We start from the raw sequence: 15153 nt of genomic DNA on the forward strand, positions 1-15153 counted from the left end.
CCGAGCTGATCCTTGCCGCCGCGAAAGCCACGGGCGCGGACTGCATCCATCCCGGTTACGGCTTCCTGTACGAGCGCGAGAGCTTCGCGCGCGCCTGTGCCGACGCCGGCATTGCGTTCGTCGGCCCGCCGCCGAACGCGATCGCCGCAATGGGCGACAAAATCGAGTCGAAGAAGCTGGCGAAGGAAGCCGGCGTCAACGTCGTGCCCGGCTTCCTGGGCGAGATCGCCGACACCGACGATGCCGTCCGCATCGCCGGCGACATCGGCTATCCCGTCATGATGAAGGCGTCGGCGGGCGGCGGCAGCAAGGGCATGCGGCTGGCTTACAGCGAGCAGGACGTGCGCGAAGGCTTCGAGGCGACCAAGCGCGAGGGGCTGGCCAGCTTCGGCGACGACCGCGTGTTCATCGAGAAGTTCATCGAGAGCCCGCGCCACATCGAGATCCAGGTGCTGGGCGACCAGCACGGCAACATCGTCTACCTGAACGAGCGCGAATGCTCGATCCAGCGCCGCCACCAGAAGGTCGTCGAGGAAGCGCCGTCGCCCTTCGTCACGCCCGAAATGCGCAAGGCGATGGGCGAGCAAGCGGTCGCGCTGGCCCGCGCGGTCGGCTATTATAGCGCGGGTACGGTCGAGCTGATCGTCTCGGGCGCCGACAAGACGGGGCAGGGCTTCTACTTTCTCGAGATGAACACCCGGCTTCAGGTGGAGCATCCGGTGACCGAGGCGATCACGGACCTTGATCTGGTCGAGCAGATGATTCGCGTGGCGGCCGGCGAGAAGCTCTCTTTCACGCAGGACGAGGTGAAGCTCGATGGCTGGGCGATCGAGAACCGCGTCTATGCCGAGGATCCCTATCGCGGCTTCCTGCCGAGCACCGGCCGGCTGGTGCGCTACCGTCCGCCGACCGTGGAGAAGGCGGGGCAGGGCTACATCCGCGTCGACGATGGCGTGACCGAAGGCTCCGAGATCAGCATGTTCTACGATCCGATGATCGCCAAGCTGATCACCTGGGCGCCGACGCGCGACGAAGCGGCGGACCTGCAGGTGCAGGCGCTCGATCGCTTCCGCATCGACGGCATCGGCCACAACATCGATTTCCTCTCGGCGATCATGCAGCACCCGCGCTTCCGCTCGGGCGAACTCACCACCGGCTTCATCACCGAGGAATATCCCGAGGGCTTCCACGGTGCGCCGGCGGACGAGCAACTGGTGCGCAAGCTCGCTGCCGTCGCAGTGGTGCTCGATCTCGCCCGCACGGCGCGGGCCGCGGAAATCTCTGGCCAGCTCGGCGATGTGGCGCTGTCTACCGAGCGCTCGGTGCGGATCGGCGAGCACCAGTTCAAGGTGACCGTCGATGGCTGCGACACCGGGTTGCTGGTGAACCTGTCGAGCGACGAGGCCCCGCTGGAAGTCTCCGGCCACTGGCGCGCGGGCGATCCGCAGTTCGTCGCCCGGATCGACGGCGAGGCATTCGCGACGGCCGTCGATCGTACCCGCACCGGCTGGAAGCTCACCGCGCACGGCGCCGCGCATCTCGTCGAGGTGCTGCCGCCGCATGTCGCGCAGTACCGCGCGCACATGATCGAGAAGGTGCCGCCGGACATGAGCCGCTTCCTGCTGGCACCGATGCCGGGACTGCTCACCCGGCTCCACGTCCAGCCGGGCGACAAGGTGGAGGCCGGGCAGGCGCTGGCGGTGATCGAGGCGATGAAGATGGAGAACATCCTGCGCGCCGAGCGGGCTGGTGTCGTCAAGCACGCCCATTTCGTGCCGGGAGACAGCCTCGCGGTCGATGCCGCAATCCTGGAATTTGAGTAAATTAGGGGCGATACGTCTCACATCGATACGGTGACGTAGCGACTTAGTGATTGCCCTTCTGCCGTTTCCGGGCTTGTGGCGATTGGGAAACTCGTGTCTCAATCGCGATACAAAGGGGCGCTCGACGGTTCACCCCCCGAAGACCGCGCGCCCCCAAAGGATGGCAACGTGCAGGAAGAGGATGGCTTCACCCGCTGGATCGAGGCGTGCGCGGCGGGTGAACTGCTGGGCATCGGTGCGGCGGCGCTTTGGTGGGTGACCGTCGATCGCTATGATCCGGTACCGGTGGGTGTGACCGCCGAATGGCTCGTCTTCTTCGCCAAGGCGCTCAGCGGGCTGATCCAGGGGCTGACGCTCGGGCTGCTCCAGGGCTGGGCGTTGCGGCGACAGTTTCCGGCGCTGGACCTGCGCGCGTGGGTGGGGGCGACAACGCTGGTCGGCCTCCTCGTCTGGTCGATCGGTGCCTGGTACGCCGTGTTTCCGCCGCTGGACGGCGATCCGCTGCTGCCGCCCGTGGAAACCTTATTCCAGACCGCCGTCGCGGCTGCCGGTTTCGGGCTGGGGCTGGGGGTGTTGTTCGGCGCGGCACAGGCGCTCGTGCTCTACCGCGCCGCCGGTCAGGTGCATTGGTGGGTCGCCGTGAGCGCGATCGGCTGGGGCGCCGCGCTGCCCTGCATCTATGTCGCTGCCTCGGTCGGCAGTGCCGAGCCGAGCAGCCTCGAGATCGCGATCCGCGGGCTGGTCGGCGGTGTGGTTTCCGGCGTCTTGCTGGGCACGATCACCGGCCTGTCATTCGCGGTGATGCCGGCGCGCCGCGCCGCCTAATCGCGCTCAGCCGAGGTGCGGCGCGAACAGCTCCAGTAGCCGCGTATACAGCGCACGCTTGAACGGTACGATCAGCTCGGGAAGGTCGGCCGGGTCGGACCAGCGCCAGGCGCGAAATTCGGGATGGGCCGTCGCGATATCGATATCGCCGTCCTCGCCGAGGAAGCGCAGCAGGAACCAGCGCTGCCGCTGGCCGCGCCACTTGCCCTTCCACACCTTGCCGATCAGGTCGTCGGGCAGATCGTATTGCAGCTCTTCCGGCGCCTCGGCGATCAGTTCGGCATGGTGGCGGGCGACGCCGGTCTCTTCCCAAAGTTCGCGAAACGCGGCTTCCAGCGCGTCCTCGCCCGGATCGATCCCGCCCTGCGGCATCTGCCAGGCCTCCAGCGTTGAATCGAGCCGCTGGCCGACGAAGACACGGCCGTCGCGATTGAGCAGCATCACGCCGGCACAGGGGCGATAGGGTAGCGAAGCGGGATCGGTCATCGTGCCTCCCTAAAGTGGCTCGGGACCTGACGGAAGGGCCGTCTTTCGATCGCGGCAGCGGCTTCCTAGATTGTCCGAGTGATCCCCGTTGTCCACCATCCCGATTATGTCGCGCCGGCCCCGGCAGGTAGCGCCTATCTGTGGAACAAGAACGGGCTGGTGCGTGACCTGCTGCAGGCCACGGGCGCGCGCATCACCTGGCATGCGCCCGAAGCAATGCCGTCGCGTTGGCTGGAGGCGGTGCACGACCCCGACTATGTCGCCGAGGTGCTGGAGGCGCGCGTGCCGCCGCACAAGACGCGCCGTATCGGCTTCCCGGTCACGCCCGCCGTTGCGCGTCGATCGGAGCGGGTGCCCGGCGGCACCTTCCTCGCCGCGCGCATCGCGCAGGCAGAGGGGTATGCGGCGAACAGTGCGGGTGGCAGCCACCATGCACTGGCAGATACCGGCGCCGGCTATTGCGTGTTCAACGATCTCGCCATTGCCGCGGTACGCCTGACGGAGGAGGGGCATGCCGCCCGCGTGCTGATCGTCGACTGCGACGTGCACCAAGGCGATGGCACGGCGGCGCTGACCGCCGGCCGGTCGGACATCGCCACCTATTCGATCCACGCCGAAAAGAACTTTCCGGTCCGCAAGGCCCGCTCGACTCTCGATGTCGGTCTTGCCGACGGCACCGGAGATGATGCCTATCTCGAAACACTGGAGGCAACGCTGCTGCCGCTGCTCGCCCAGTTCGATCCCGACCTGGTGCTGTACCAAGCCGGCGTCGACCCGTTCGCAGACGACCGGCTGGGGAGGCTGGGGCTGAGCGGGGCGGGGCTGGTCGCACGCGATCGCTGGGTGGCGGAGACGCTGCGACGGCGTGGCATTCCCTTCGCCAGCACGCTGGGCGGCGGCTATGGCAGTGATGCGCTGGAGGTGGCGCAGCGGCACGCCACGTCTATCCTCACGCTAGGCGCGGCGGCGCTCGGCGACGCTTGCAACGCACGCAATCAGGGCGCATCTGACGCCGCATGAGCCAATATCCCGCGCTTCGCCTCCGCCGCTCCCGGGCTTCGGCCTGGAGCCGTCGTCTCCACGCTGAAACCGTGCTCACCCCCGCCGACCTGATCTGGCCGGTGTTCGTGACCGAAGGTACGGAAGAGGAGCCGATCGCGGCGCTCCCCGGCGTCTCGCGCTGGAGCCTGGCCGGCATCGTCGACCGTGCGCGCGAGGCGCGCGACCTCGGCATTCCCTGCCTCGCGCTGTTCCCCAATACGCCACACGCCTTGCGCACGGAGGACGGCCGTGAGGCGGTCAATCCGAACAATCTGATGTGCCGCGCGATCCGCGCGATCAAGGACGCGGTTCCCGAAGTGGGCGTGCTGACCGACGTCGCGCTCGATCCCTATACCAGCCACGGCCATGACGGCATCGTCGACGCTGCCGGCTATGTCCTCAACGACGAAACCTCGGCAGTGCTGGTCGAGCAGGCGCTGGTCCAGGCGCAGGCGGGGGCCGATATCGTCGCGCCCAGCGACATGATGGACGGCCGCGTCGGCCAGATCCGCGCTGCGCTGGAAGGGGACGGTCATGTCAATGTCCAGATCATGGCCTATGCCGCCAAATATGCGAGCGCCTTTTACGGGCCCTTCCGGGACGCCGTGGGCAGCCGCGGGCTGCTGAAGGGCGACAAGAAGACCTATCAGATGGACCCGGCCAACGCCGAGGAAGCGCTGCGCGAAGTGGCCCTCGACCTGGCCGAGGGCGCGGACAGCGTGATGGTCAAGCCGGGCCTGCCCTATCTCGACATCGTCACGCGCGTGAAGAGCGCCTTCGAAGTACCTGTATTTGCCTACCAGGTCTCCGGCGAATATGCCATGATCGAGGCGGCTGCCGCGGTCGGCGCTGGCGATCGCGAGGCGTTGGTGCTGGAGACGTTGATGGCGTTCAAGCGGGCGGGTTGTTCGGGCGTGCTGACCTATCATGCCCCTCTGGCGGCACGGCTGCTCGGCGCGTGATCGAGACGGCGCGGCTGCTGTTGCGGCCGCCCGAGCCGCGCGACTTCGAGGCGCTCCACGCGATGTGGAGCGATCCGGAGGTGATGCGCGACCTCGGGCCGGTGAAGACCCCCGCGCATAGCCGTGCGACGATCGCCCGGCATCTCGGCTATGGGCCGAGCCATGGCCTCGGCTTCCAGGTGGTCGAACGACGGGAAGACGGTGTGGTGCTGGGCTTTTGCGGCCTGAAGCCGGGGGCTCCCGACACGCCGATCGCGGGCGAACTGGAGATTGGCTGGATGTTTGCGCGGGCCCATTGGGGGAGGGGTTATGCCCGCGAGGCCGCCGCGGCCAGCCTCGACTGGGCCTGGGCGCATCGCACGGCGCCGCGGGTTGTCGCGATCACCGCGGCCTGCAACCTGGCGAGCCGTGCGCTGATGGAGCGGCTGGGCATGGCCTGGTTCGCCGATTTCGAGCACCCGGTGCAGCCGGAAGGGCATCGCTTGCGCCCCAGCGTCGCCTTCGCCATCGCACGCCCATGATCGAGACCGACCGACTCATCCTGCGCGGCTGGGCCGATGCCGATCGCGCGCCGTTCCATGCGATGTGCAGCGACCCGCGCGTTATGGCCTATATCGGCCCCGTGCAATCGCGCGCCGAGAGCGATGCGGGAATCGATCGGCAGATCGGTCTACTCGCCAGCCATGGTCATTGCTTTTGGGCGATCGAACGGCGGGAGGACGGCCGCTTCCTCGGCTTTTGCGGGCTCAAGCCGGGCGCAGCCGGCACCCCGATCGAGGGCGAGATCGAGATCGGCTGGCGGCTCGCCGTGGACCATTGGGGGCAGGGTTACGCCGCCGAGGCCGCACGCGCGAGCCTCGCCTGGGGCTGGCAGCATCTCGACATGCCTGGCGTCGCGGCGATCACGGCGGAGGAAAATGTGCGCAGCTGGAGCTTGATGGAGCGGCTCGGCATGCAGCGCGCGCTGCATGCCGATTTCGACCATCCGGCTGCCATTCCCGCGCTCCGACGCCATCGCACCTATCGCATTCTCCGCCCGTGACCGATCCACATCCGCAGGCTGGCGGCGCGCCGCGCGCTTGGTTCGTCGCGGCGATCCTCGGCGGCTCGTTCCTGCTGTTCCTGATCCAGCCGATGGTGGCGCGCATGGCCCTGCCGCGGCTCGGCGGTGCGCCGGCGGTGTGGAATTCGGCGATGCTCGTCTACCAGGCGTTGCTGCTGGTCGGATACGGCTATGCGCATTGGTTGGGACGGTTCCGCGTGCGGACCCAGGCGGGCGTGCATCTCGGCTTCCTAGCCTTCGCCGCGCTGTGGCTGCCGATCGGGCTGGGCACGATGCAGGTGCCGGCAGGCGCCGAGCCAGCCTTATGGGTGCCGTGGCTGCTCGTCGCAGCGATCGGGCCGCTATTCCTCGCCATCTCGGCGCAGGCCCCGCTGCTCCAGCGCTGGTACGCGGTGGCGAGCCATGGGCGCGATCCCTATGCGCTCTATGCCGCCTCGAACATCGGCAGCTTTGCGGGGCTGCTTGCCTATCCGCTCCTGGTCGAGCCGCTGCTGCGGCTGCGCAGCCAGAGCTGGCTGTGGACGATCGGCTATGCGGTGGTGGCGCTGCTGGTGCTCGCCTGCGCCAGCCGCTTGCCGAAGCGCGAGCCACTGGCCGCACTGCATATCGACCGCCCCGCGACGGTGGCGCGCGACTGGGCGCGGTGGATCGTGCTCGCCCTCGTTCCCTCGGGGTTGATGCTGGCGACGACCACCTTCCTAACCACAGACATCGTCGCCGTCCCGTTGCTCTGGGTGCTGCCGCTGGGGCTGTACCTGCTGAGCTTCCCCGTCGCCTTCCGCAGCTCGGCGCTGCTCGACGATCTGCTCGAACGCTGCGTGCCGCTGGTGCTGCTGTTGTTCGGCGCGACGCTGGTCGCCGGGGACTCGCGGCTGGCCTATTTCAACGCGCTGATCGGCCTCGTGCTGCTCTTCGCCGTTGCGGTTGCCTGCCATGCCCGGCTCTATGCGCTGCGGCCGGCTCCCGAACGGCTGACCGGCTTCTATCTCGCCATGGCGGTGGGCGGTGCCCTGGGTGGGGTGTTCTCAGGGTTGCTGGCGCCGGTGCTGTTCGACTGGACCTATGAATATCCGCTGCTGATCCTCGCCGCCGGGCTGCTGATCCCGCAGCGCGCGCTGACCAGCGAGTTCGCGCGGCTGTGGGCGAGCCGCTATCGGCTGCCCGTCGGGCTGGTGCTGAGCGCGGCGGTGGCGGCGATCGTGATCCTCGCGCTGCACGTGCAGTTGCTCGGGCCCATCCAGATCCAGCTGGGATTCGTCGCGGTGGCGGTGATCGGATTGGTGACGATCGGCGGGCGCTGGCCGTTCGCCGTCGCGCTGGCAGGCGGGCTGTTCCTTTTTGGCGGCTATACGGCGATCGAAACATCGCTCAGCGGCGCGCGCACCCGGAGCTATTTCGGTGTCTATACCGTCAGCGACCAGGCTGACCAGCGCCGGCTGTCACACGGCACCACCGTGCACGGCGTGCAGCTCAAAGGTGCCCGGGCGACACGGCCGACAACCTATTACCAGGCCGGGTCGGGTGTGGGGCAGGCGATGCTCGCGGCGCCTGAACTGTACGGTCCGGACGCGCGCATCGGTGTCGTCGGGCTCGGGACCGGCACGCTGGCCTGCTATGCCAAGCCCGGCCAGTCGTGGCGCTTCTTTGAGATTGACCCGGCGGTCGTCCATCTCGCCCGCGATTCCGGCAAGTTCAGCTTCCTGCGCCTATGTGCCCCGCAGGCCAAACTCTCCGTCGGCGACGCGCGGCTGCGACTGAGCGAACTCGCGCCGGCGAGCCTCGACCTGCTCGCGCTCGATGCCTTCTCCTCGGACGCGGTGCCGATGCACCTGATGACGGCCGAGGCGTTTGCGACCTATGGCCGCGTGCTAGCGCCCGAAGGCCTGCTGCTCGTCCATATCTCCAATCGCTTCCTCGCGCTTGGACCGGTGGTGGCGGGAGCGGCCAAGGCTGGCGGCTGGAAGGGGCTGCGGCTGGTGCATGTGCCGAGTGCGCTTGAGCGGCAGGACGAGGGGGCGGTATCGGACTGGATCGCGCTCAGCCGCTCGCCGCGGGTGCTGGCGGCGCTCAAGGCGCGCAGCGGCGAATGGCGAGCGCTCGTCGCGCAGCCCGGCTTCACCGGCTGGACCGACGATCACGCCTCGCTGGTACCGGTGCTGCGGCTGTTCCGCTCGGCCGGAGACTAGGCGCGCCCGAGTTCGCGCGCGATCGCGACGAACTCGGCGACACTCACCGTTTCGGCCCGGCGGCTAGCATCGATGCCGAGGGCCTCCAGTGCGGCCAGCGCGCCCGGGACCGACTTGAGGCTCTGGCGCAGCATTTTGCGGCGCTGGCCGAAGGCCGCGGCCGTCACCGCCTCCAGAATGCGGAGTTGCACGCCCTCGGGCGCCGCGCCGGGGACGATGTGCACCACCGCCGACATCACCTTGGGCGGCGGGGTGAAGGCCGAGCGATGGACGTTCATCGCGATCCGCGGCGTACTTCGCCACTGGGCGAGCACCGCCAGGCGGCCATAATGCTCGGTGCCGGCCTGGGCGACGATACGCTCGGCGACTTCCTTCTGGAACATCAGCGTCAGGCTCGCCCACCAGGGCTGCCACTCCGCGGAGAGCCAGCCGACCAGCAGCGCGGTGCCGACATTGTAGGGCAGGTTGGCGACGACGTGCGGCTTACCCGCGAAGAGCGCGGGGGCGTCGACCTCGAGCGCATCGCCCTCGATCACGCGGAGCTTGTCGGGGAAATAGCCGCCCAGTTCCTCCAGCGCGGGAATGCAGCGGCGATCGCGCTCGACGGCGGTGACGCTCGCCCCCGCCTGGAGCAGCGCGCGGGTCAGGCCGCCGGGGCCTGGGCCGACTTCGAACACCTCGGCGCCGGCAAGGTCGCCGGGCACCTTGGCGATGCGGCCGAGCAGTTGGCCGTCGAACAGGAAGTTCTGGCCCAGCGCCTTGCTGGCGCTCAGTCCGAACTTGGTGATGACGTCGCGGAGCGGGGGGAGGGGAGTCACGCCGCCGCCGTCATCCGGTGCCGCGCGGCGCTGGCGGCCATGCGAATGGCGGCGATCATCGCACCCGGATGCGCCACGTTCTGCCCGGCGATGCCGAAGGCGGTGCCATGGTCCGGCGAGGTACGCACGATCGGTAGGCCCAGCGTCATGTTCACGCCGTCGTCGAAATGGAGCGTCTTAATCGGGATCAGCGCCTGGTCGTGGTAGAGGCACAGCGCCGCGTCGTAACCGGCGCGGGCGCGGGCATGGAACAGCGTGTCGGCAGCGTAGGGCCCGCTGGCATCGATCCCCTCAGCGCGGAGCTGTTCGATCGCCGGTGCCAGCACCTCGATTTCCTCGACGCCGATCGCACCGCCTTCGCCCGCATGCGGGTTGAGCCCCGCAAAGGCGAGCCGCGGGTTGGCAATGCCGAAATTGCGTTGCAGCCCGCGTGCGGTGACGCGGCCCTTCGCGACGATCAGCTCGACGCTGATCAGCGAGGGGACCGCCGCCAGCGGCACATGCACCGTGATCGGCACCACCCGCAGCGTCGGTCCCGCGAGCATCATCACGGCGTTGTCGGCCGTGATGCCGCAGCGTTCGGCGACGAACTCGGTCTGGCCGGGATGGGTGAAGCCGATCGCGTAGAGCTGTGCCTTCGAGACCGGGCCGGTCACCAACCCCCATGCAGCCCCGGCGCTGGCCAGTCCCGTCGCGACTTCGAGCGACTGGAGCGCGACATGGGCAGAGGCAAGCGTTGGCGTTCCAGGCACGACCGGGCCGGTATCGCCGATCGGCAGCACCGGCAGCGCTTCGTCGAACACGGCAAACGCCTCGCGCGGGTCACCGATCGTGGCGATCGGGCCGTCCCATACCGCGCGCACGGCCGCGGGGTCGCCGACGGCGAAGAACGTTCTCAGTTCCTCGGCCTCGCGCTTGTCCCACGCCTTGGCGGTAATCTCCGGCCCGATGCCCGCCGAATCCCCCATGGCGACGGCGAGCGGCGGCGGGGTAAGATCCCCGACGCGCACGTCAGCGATATTCGATCAGTGCGTCGCGGCGCAGGTCGCGCAGCATGCGCTCGGCGCGCAGGTTGACGCGCTGGTCCTCGAGCTGCTCTTGCACCTGCTCTACCGACGGGGTGTTGGCCGCAGGGGGATCGTCACGGCCGCAGATCACCAGCACGCGCACGCCATCCTCGATCGAGCCGAAGGGCTGGGTCGCCTGACCGACCTGGAGCGGCAGGATCAGGTTCTGCAGCGCCGGCGGCAGGTCCTTGATGACGATATTGTCGCGATCGACCACTTCGGCGCCCTCGGCCGAGGCGACCTTGTTCACGTCGCCGCACCCGCGGATCGCCTGGGTCGCCTTGGCGAACGAGGCAGCTCGGGTGCTCGCCTGTGCCTCGGTGGTGCCCTTGGCGAAGGCGAGCGACAGCTGGCGAAGGCTCAGCTTGGCGTCGCGCGGATCGGAGATGCCGACCTTGTGCTTGTCCGCCAGGTACACGATCGAGAAGCCCGCGGAGAGCGGGATCGGCCCGGCGACCTGGCCCGGCTGCATTTCCTGCACCGCCTGGGCGAGCTGCTCGGGCAGCATCGCCGGCTGGATCCAGCCGAGATCGCCGCCGCGGGCGCGGGTGGAGCTCTGCGAATAGGTGCGGGCGAGATAGTCGAACGGCGTGCCCTGCCGCATTTGCTCGATCATCTTCTGCATGCCCGCGGAGACTTCCTGGGCGCGATCGGGCGTGGCGTTCTGATAGATCTCGTAGACGTGATATTCGTCGGTGCCCTTCTGGGCGGTCAGGCGATCGATCATCGCCTTCACTTCGGTTTCGCCGACATTCACGTTGACGCGCTTGCGCAGCAGCCGGCTCCAGGCAAGCTCCGCCTCGATCTGGCGCTTGATCGAGCGCTCGGACGAGCCGATCTCGCGCAGCCAGGCGCGCATCTGCTCCGGAGTTTTCTGAAAGCGCGTGCTGACGCGGCTGAAGCTGTTTTCGATTTCGCGCGGATCGACCTTGATCTCGTTGGCCTTGGCCTCCTGGATCTCCAGGGTCTCGTCGATCAGCTGACGAAGCATGGCCAGCTTGAGCTGCTCGCGCTCCTCGGGCTTCAGGGTGAGCTTCTGCATGCCGGTGACGAGCGCGACGCGCTGGTCGACCTCGGTGCCGGTGATCACATAGTCGTTCACGATCGCGGTAGGCTTGCGGACGTTCGGATCGGCCTTGCCGAAGATTTCCAGCGTGCTCGGCAGATCGAGCCCGTTGTTCACGCTGTCCTGCCCCGCGGAGGTCTGGGCGATCGCCATCGTCGCCAGGGCGGCAAGCCCTGCGCCGGCCAGCCACTTCGCACCCGTTCCCGCAATCCTGCCCACACCCATCATCACTTCAGAACGACCCTTATCCTCAAACGGGAAGCAGCGCTTATAGCGCAATTGTGCCTGAACCAAGGCTTAGCGCCGAATCCCCCCAGACCGGGTCTTCTAGCGGCCGAGGTTCTTGAAGGCGAGGGTGAGCAGATAGGAGTTGCCGCGCTGCGCGTCGCCGGTGGTGGCGTAGTCGCGCCGCCAGGTGGTGCCGATGCGGAGGCAATCGTCCTCGTAGAACAGCCCGATGCGATGGCGGATCGGCTGGAAGCCGTTGGCCAGCGACAGCGGATCTTCCTGCTTGTCGGTCAGGTCGATCAGTGTCGAGCCCGACAGCGACCAGAAGCGTGCGAACTGCACGCGCGCGCCGAGGCGAAGCTCCTCGCGATCCTGCAGATCCTCCAGCGTCGGATCGACATTGCGGTTGAGCCGCAGATAACCGACCGTCACATAGGTGGCACGCGAGCCGACCGACATGTCGATCTCGTTGCGACGCACCGCGAGCCCGTCCTTGTCGAGGCGGTAACGGTGGGTAAGGCTGACGAAATCGTGGAAGCGGATCACCGTCCGCCCGACGATATCGGACATCCGGTCGGTGAGCCCGGTGCCGTTCGGGAACAGCGTGGGCCGCGTCGTCAGGCGGTAGCTCTGGCCGACATTGGCCTCGACGCTGATACCCGGCAGATACAGCGCATAGTCGAGGCCATAGGTGAAGCGGGTCGAATCCTCGAAGCGGTCATAGCCGGCGAAGCGGTTGAGCGCGAACAGGTTGGAATCCTCGAGATCGACGGCTCGAGCGTCCTCGTTGGGGACATCCATGTTCGCGAGGTGCGGCGCGACGACCATCTGCACGCGCGGCGTGATCCGCTGGCTGCCGCCGAGGAAATCGCCCACGAACGGCCATTTCACGTCGAGCGCGCCGGCCGCGATGCCGCGGAAGCGGAACCCATTCTCGCCGCGATAGCTCGCCACCGTCGTCGCGATGGTGTCCGAGGTATTGTAGACATCGCCGCGGGTATAGGCGGTGAGGCTGACTTCCTGGCCCCAGTTGGTCAGGCGCCGGATGCTCCACTGCGCGCTGGTGAAGGCGCGCTGGGTATCCTGGCCGCCGGTACGGGTGAGCGCCAGCGTGTTGACCTGCAGGTCGAACTTGCCGCCGAGCAACCCGTCGTCGAGCCTCCGACGATAATCGATTTCGGGCAGCGCCACCGGCTGCAGCCCCTGGCGGTCGCCGACCCGCAGCGTCTGCACCGCCCACGCGTTGATCGCGAAATAGCTGTCGGCATCGATCCGCTCGATGGCGATGTTGTTGCGCAGCCGGTCGTCGCGCGAGATGTCGTAGCGGCGCAGGAAGGTGCGGTCGCTCGCGACGCGGAGCGAGGCGCGTACGTCCCAGCTCGGATCGAGCTGGTAGCGGCCGACCAGGTCGAGATAGCCGCGGAAGTCGTTGCGCAGCGTCGCCGGGGTCGGCGTGACGGTGAGGTCGTCGGCGCGGCGGCTATAGGTACCATAGGCCTGGAGGCGGAAAGCGCCGAGGCTGTTGAGCTCGCGGTAATCGGCTTGCAGCATTGGCAGCGTGTCGGAGAAGACGCGCGGCGTGACGGTCAGGTCGCGGTTGGGCGCGATGCTGAAGAAATAGGGCAAGGCGAGCTGGAGGCCGTTGGTGCGGCTGTAGCGCGCGTCGGGCGTCAGGAACCCCGAATCGCTCTGGCCGCCCGCAGGATGCGAGAAGGCCGGCAGCGGGATCGTAACGAAATTGAAGACCGAGATACGCGCGCCCTTGTAGCGCAGCCGGTGCTTGGCCGGATCATAGACGACCCGGTCGGCGGTGATCTTCCAGGACGGCTCCTTGGGGCAGCCCGAGCTGTCGGAGACCGAACAGGGGGTATAGGCCGCATTCTCCACGGTGATGACGCCGCCGTCGTTGCGCGATCCGCGCGCGGCGGCGATGCGGCCGCCAGCTTCCAGCACGACCAGCATGTTGTCGACGACGCCATCCTTCAGCGTGTCGGTCAGCTCGATGCTGTCGCCATAGGCGGCGTCGCCTTGCGGGTTGGCGACGACGATATTGCCGGTGGCCATCACCTTGCCGGTGCGGCGGTCCCAGGTGACCTTGTCGGCGCGCAGGCGGTTGCTCTCGCGGTACATGCGCACGTCGCCGCTGGCGGTGACGACGTCGCTGTTCATGTCGTAATCGAGCTGGTCGGCGGTGAACTGGACCTGCTTGGGATCGTCGGGCAGTCCGTCGGTGGGCGGCGGCGCGGGTTCGACCGGGCGGTCCTGCAGATCGGCGGCCGGCAGCGCGGCACCGGCAGCCTGATCGGCGGGCAGGGGACGCGAATCGGGCACCTGCTGGGCACGTGCCTGCGCCGACAGGCACAGACCGAGCGCGGCCGGAAAGAACATGGCCTTGCGCTTCACGAAAACTCCCACCTTTATCGACACTCCCCGGCAACGGGCATCCACGTGCCCTATCGCAGCGATTGCGGCTCCGCAACGGGAGGCGCGTTGGCCCCAACGCACATCCGGGCTAAGGGACCCCGCATGCAGGTCGATTTCTATCACCTTACCGTGGCGCCGCTGGATCGCGTGCTGCCGTCTATCGCCGAAAAGGTGCTGGGCAGCGGCGGGCGGCTGCTGATCGTCGCCGAGGATCCGGCGCTGCGTACCCGCATCGACCAGCTGCTGTGGAGCTACCAGCCGGCGAGCTTCCTGCCGCACGGCCAGGCGGGCGGCGACTGGGACAGCGAGCAGCCGGCGTTGATCGCGGAGACGGTTGCACCCGCCAACGGCGCCCGCAACGTGGCGCTGGTCGACGGTCTGTGGCGCGACGAGGCGCTGGCGTTCGAGCGCGCCTTCCACCTTTTCGACGAGGAAAGCATCGGCGCGGCGCGCGTCGCCTGGCGCGCACTCGGCGAGCGCGAGGGGGTCGAGCGGCGCTATTGGCGTCAGGACGAAAATGGCCGCTGGGCACAAGTCGCCTGAGCTTGCATTGAAGGCGCGGCAGGACTAGGGAGCCGCCACTTCCTTCCATCATCAATTACAGGAGCCGCACGGCCATGGCCGCGACCCGGACCTTTTCGATCATCAAGCCCGATGCCACCCGCCGCAACATCACCGGCGCCGTCACCAAGATGCTGGAAGAGGCTGGCCTGCGCGTCGTCGCCTCCAAGCGCATCCAGATGACCCGCGAGCAGGCCGAGGGCTTCTACGGCGTCCACAAGGAGCGCCCCTTCTTCAACGACCTCGTCTCGTTCATGATCTCGGGTCCGGTCGTCGTGCAGGTTCTCGAGGGCGAGAACGCCGTGCAGCGCAACCGTGACATCATGGGCGCGACCAACCCGGCGAACGCCGAGCCGGGCACGATCCGCAAGGAACTGGCCGAATCGATCGAAGCAAACTCGGTTCATGGTTCGGACTCGGAAGAGAATGCCGCGATCGAGATCGCCTTCTTCTTCAAGCCGGAAGAAATCGTCGGCTGATAGGCCGGGGTTTTCGGTAGAAAAAGGGCCGCGCTTCCGATGGGGAGCGCGGCCTTTTTCTTTGTCCTAAGCCGCTGCCCTTCAGGGGAGGGGTTGGGGCGGGGCTGTGTCTCGCAGAGACCAA

The 15153-nt window shown here is 67.9% G+C and carries 14 protein-coding genes; 9 read left to right on the plus strand and 5 right to left on the minus strand.

The genetic code is table 11. The annotated features are described in order from the left end of the window. Nucleotides 1-1823 (plus strand): biotin carboxylase N-terminal domain-containing protein (locus tag QZ670_RS11350; protein WP_294255229.1); only part of this gene is annotated, 1823 nt, incomplete at its 5' end. A gap of 168 nt (nt 1824-1991) precedes the next feature. Next, the gene (locus QZ670_RS11355; RefSeq protein WP_294255232.1) at nt 1992-2648 is read left to right on the plus strand and encodes a hypothetical protein; all 657 of its coding nucleotides are present in this window, start codon (nt 1992-1994) and stop codon (nt 2646-2648) included. A 6-nt stretch (nt 2649-2654) separates the two neighbouring features. Here the strand turns inward: QZ670_RS11355 and QZ670_RS11360 are convergent, their stop codons facing one another. Next, nucleotides 2655-3134, minus strand: coding sequence for an RNA pyrophosphohydrolase (locus tag QZ670_RS11360; RefSeq protein WP_294255235.1), 480 nt, complete (start codon nt 3132-3134; stop codon nt 2655-2657). A gap of 78 nt (nt 3135-3212) precedes the next feature. Here QZ670_RS11360 and QZ670_RS11365 point away from each other — a divergent pair, with 78 nt between their 5' ends. The 5 genes from QZ670_RS11365 to QZ670_RS11385 are packed head-to-tail and all read left to right on the plus strand — an operon-like array spanning nt 3213 to nt 8386. Beyond that, nucleotides 3213-4154 (plus strand): histone deacetylase, encoded by a 942-nt coding sequence (locus tag QZ670_RS11365; protein ID WP_294255238.1) that lies wholly within the window; start codon nt 3213-3215, stop codon nt 4152-4154. Next, nucleotides 4151-5137 carry a porphobilinogen synthase gene (hemB, locus tag QZ670_RS11370; RefSeq protein ID WP_294255240.1) on the plus strand — a complete coding sequence of 329 codons (987 nt, stop codon included), beginning with the start codon at nt 4151-4153 and terminating at the stop codon, nt 5135-5137. The genes QZ670_RS11365 and hemB overlap by 4 nt, the downstream gene beginning before the upstream one ends. Then, on the plus strand, nt 5134-5658 hold the full coding sequence (locus tag QZ670_RS11375; protein WP_294255241.1) for a GNAT family N-acetyltransferase: 525 nt from the start codon (nt 5134-5136) through the stop codon (nt 5656-5658). The genes hemB and QZ670_RS11375 overlap by 4 nt, the downstream gene beginning before the upstream one ends. Further along, the gene (locus tag QZ670_RS11380) at nt 5655-6179 is read left to right on the plus strand and encodes a GNAT family N-acetyltransferase (RefSeq protein WP_294255243.1); all 525 of its coding nucleotides are present in this window, start codon (nt 5655-5657) and stop codon (nt 6177-6179) included. Before QZ670_RS11375 ends, QZ670_RS11380 begins: the two co-directional genes overlap by 4 nt. Next, on the plus strand, nt 6176-8386 hold the full coding sequence (locus tag QZ670_RS11385) for a hypothetical protein (protein WP_294255245.1): 2211 nt from the start codon (nt 6176-6178) through the stop codon (nt 8384-8386). Before QZ670_RS11380 ends, QZ670_RS11385 begins: the two co-directional genes overlap by 4 nt. Here QZ670_RS11385 and rsmA read toward each other — a convergent pair. From rsmA to lptD, 4 genes are all read right to left on the minus strand, one after another. Next, nucleotides 8383-9204: a 16S rRNA (adenine(1518)-N(6)/adenine(1519)-N(6))-dimethyltransferase RsmA gene (rsmA, locus tag QZ670_RS11390; RefSeq protein WP_294255248.1), complete on the minus strand. Its 822-nt coding sequence runs from the start codon at nt 9202-9204 to the stop codon at nt 8383-8385. The two genes, QZ670_RS11385 and rsmA, sit on opposite strands and share 4 nt — an antisense overlap. Further along, complete coding sequence (gene pdxA, locus QZ670_RS11395; RefSeq protein ID WP_294255251.1) at nt 9201-10214, minus strand: 4-hydroxythreonine-4-phosphate dehydrogenase PdxA; 1014 nt, start codon at nt 10212-10214, stop codon at nt 9201-9203. Before pdxA ends, rsmA begins: the two co-directional genes overlap by 4 nt. A gap of 1 nt (nt 10215) precedes the next feature. After that, nucleotides 10216-11565, minus strand: coding sequence for a peptidylprolyl isomerase (locus QZ670_RS11400; protein ID WP_294255327.1), 1350 nt, complete (start codon nt 11563-11565; stop codon nt 10216-10218). Nucleotides 11566-11664: 99 nt separating this feature from the next. Next, nucleotides 11665-13953, minus strand: a complete 2289-nt coding sequence (lptD, locus tag QZ670_RS11405) for an LPS assembly protein LptD (protein ID WP_294255328.1) — start codon at nt 13951-13953, stop codon at nt 11665-11667. Between the two features lie 138 nt (nt 13954-14091). Here lptD and QZ670_RS11410 point away from each other — a divergent pair, with 138 nt between their 5' ends. Further along, on the plus strand, nt 14092-14532 hold the full coding sequence (locus QZ670_RS11410; RefSeq protein WP_294255253.1) for a DNA polymerase III subunit chi: 441 nt from the start codon (nt 14092-14094) through the stop codon (nt 14530-14532). 74 nt (nt 14533-14606) lie between these two features. Continuing rightward, nucleotides 14607-15029: a nucleoside-diphosphate kinase gene (ndk, locus tag QZ670_RS11415; protein ID WP_093294983.1), complete on the plus strand. Its 423-nt coding sequence runs from the start codon at nt 14607-14609 to the stop codon at nt 15027-15029. The last annotated feature ends 124 nt before the right edge of the window (nt 15030-15153 follow it).

The sequence above is a fragment of the uncultured Sphingomonas sp. genome, from assembly GCF_913774285.1.
Lineage (GTDB): Bacteria > Pseudomonadota > Alphaproteobacteria > Sphingomonadales > Sphingomonadaceae > Sphingomonas.

Coding starts and splice junctions, on each gene's coding strand:
- QZ670_RS11360 (WP_294255235.1), bottom strand. CDS start 3,134: ATGACCGATCCCGCTTCGCTACCCTATCGCCCCTGTGCCGGCGTGATG.
- hemB (WP_294255240.1), top strand. CDS start 4,151: ATGAGCCAATATCCCGCGCTTCGCCTCCGCCGCTCCCGGGCTTCGGCC.
- QZ670_RS11380 (WP_294255243.1), top strand. CDS start 5,655: ATGATCGAGACCGACCGACTCATCCTGCGCGGCTGGGCCGATGCCGAT.
- QZ670_RS11400 (WP_294255327.1), bottom strand. CDS start 11,565: ATGATGGGTGTGGGCAGGATTGCGGGAACGGGTGCGAAGTGGCTGGCC.
- lptD (WP_294255328.1), bottom strand. CDS start 13,953: ATGTTCTTTCCGGCCGCGCTCGGTCTGTGCCTGTCGGCGCAGGCACGT.
- QZ670_RS11410 (WP_294255253.1), top strand. CDS start 14,092: ATGCAGGTCGATTTCTATCACCTTACCGTGGCGCCGCTGGATCGCGTG.
- ndk (WP_093294983.1), top strand. CDS start 14,607: ATGGCCGCGACCCGGACCTTTTCGATCATCAAGCCCGATGCCACCCGC.